Here is a 1,459-nt window from a genome sequence, read left to right as displayed (position 1 = left end):
TGAGCGACGCGCTTAAGCAGATCCGTGAATTGCAACGGATGCTGGGCAAGAAAACGATGGAAGCGGAAATCCTCAAAAAAGCCGTGGAGATCGCCCGGTCGCGAAAATGGATTGCGCACTCACCCTTGTTGCCGGGGGACGACCAGTGAAGCCGGTCAGTGAAAGTCTCGGTGTAGCGCGCTCGAAATTGACGGCTCGATGCAAGCAATCCACGGGCGAAAAGAGAGTTCGTCGTGGCAGGGCCTCCCGCGATGCGGCGCTGGTCGAACAGATCAAGCTGGCGGCTGGCGAGTTGCCCAGCTATGGCTACCGGCGGGTCTGGGGTCTGTTGCGTCGGCAGCATGAGCGGCAGGCCCTGCCACCGGTCAATGTGAAACGGGGTTACCGTGTCATGCGGGACCACGATCTGCTGCTGGAACGACGGCGCAAACAGCCGGGTGTGGCGCGGCGTCACGAAGATCGTGTGGCCGTGGATACGAGTAACACCCGCTGGTGTTCGGATGGCTTCGAGTTCCGCTGCGAGGATGTCGAAAAGCTGCGCGTGACCTTCGCCCTGGACTGCTGTGACCGCGAAGCCATCAGCTGGGTGGCCAGCCCCCCACGGCTACAGTGGCGACGATGTCCGCGACGTGATGCTGGAAGCCATCGAGCACCGTTTCGGCGGTGAACTGCCTGCGTCGCCGGTGCAATGGCTAAGCGACAATGGCTCGGCCTATACCGCCGAACAGACCCGCGCCTTTGCCCGACAGATCGGCCTGTTGCCGCTGACAACCCCGGTGCGCAGTCCGCAGAGCAACGGCAGGGCCGAGAGCTTCGTGAAGACCATGAAGCGCGACTACATCCGCCACACGCCCAAGCCCGATCGAGCAATGGCCCTACGCAACTTGGCCATCGCCTTCGAGCATTACAACGAGGAACATCCGAATAGCGCCCTGAAATATCGCTCACCTCGGGAGTTCAGGCGCTTGGCTGAGGCATCAACTTAACGGGGTACCGGTGTCCGGTTTGATAGGGGCAAGTCAAGTGGAATAAAACGGCTGAGGCCATCATTATTTCAGTACATAAAGCAAAGCTGAGCGTGATAAAAAATAAATTAATGGATTAACCGCTCAGCCCACTAGTCATCACTCAGCCATATTTCCTCTCCACATACCTCAACAGCAACAGGACAAATTAGTCGGACGATTCCTACTAACAAATAGGATATCCGGCACTACCCCACAGCAAACCCTGCGAAGATAATATACCCACATTGCAATTATCATAGCAGCAACTCCAAAAGTATCAGCGCACCGCTAACACCAAGCATATATCTACCTCGACTAAAAACCAATACCGCACCTGATATTATCAACATACTTAACCACCAAACAAACTACGCTAATGACTTCCGTTAACTCTAGCCCAAGCAAGGACCTTATCATTATGCCGTATGTTAAGCATTTCTTTTTAAAATCAA

The 1,459-nt window shown here is 55.2% G+C and carries 1 pseudogene; it reads left to right on the top strand.

Annotation, left to right across the window (positions count from 1 at the left end):
• A pseudogene (locus BLX41_RS19005) lies at nt 1-986 on the top strand (IS3 family transposase); the annotation flags it as partial.
• Nucleotides 987-1,459: the final 473 nt, after the last annotated feature.

This window comes from Pseudomonas protegens (assembly GCF_003732485.1).
GTDB classification, from domain to species: Bacteria; Pseudomonadota; Gammaproteobacteria; order Pseudomonadales; family Pseudomonadaceae; genus Aquipseudomonas; species Aquipseudomonas protegens_B.
The sequence above is the reverse complement of the archived record's forward strand: the minus strand, read 5'-3'. Positions and strand labels throughout refer to the sequence as shown.